The organism is Streptomyces sp. NRRL S-495 (genome assembly GCF_000966955.1).
Classification (GTDB): domain Bacteria; phylum Actinomycetota; class Actinomycetes; order Streptomycetales; family Streptomycetaceae; genus Kitasatospora; species Kitasatospora purpeofusca.
The window spans coordinates 1-324 of the sequence record NZ_JZWY01000137.1 but is presented as its reverse complement, the minus strand read 5'-3'; the positions used below and the strand labels follow the sequence as shown (position 1 = coordinate 324).

Here is a 324-nt window from a genome sequence, read left to right as displayed (position 1 = left end):
GCCGATCAGGGTGCCGAGCGCGATCAGGATGACCACCGGCACGAAGACGGCGGAGATGCGGTCGGCGAGCCGCTGGGCGGCGGCCTTGCCGTTCTGGGCGTCCTCGACCAGCCGGGCCATCCGGGCGAGCCGGGTGTCCGCGCCGACCCGGGTGGCCTCCACCACCAGCCGGCCGCCGGCGTTCACGGTGGCGCCGGTGACGGTGTCGCCGACCGCCACCTCGACCGGCACGGACTCACCGGTCAGCATCGAGGCGTCCACGGCCGAGGCACCCTCCACCACCACGCCGTCGGTGGCGATCTTCTCCCCGGGACGGACCACGAA

General features: G+C 74.4%; 1 pseudogene. It reads right to left on the bottom strand.

The features are described from left to right. Positions 1-324 (bottom strand): annotated as a pseudogene (locus tag VR45_RS09725) (heavy metal translocating P-type ATPase); the annotation flags it as partial.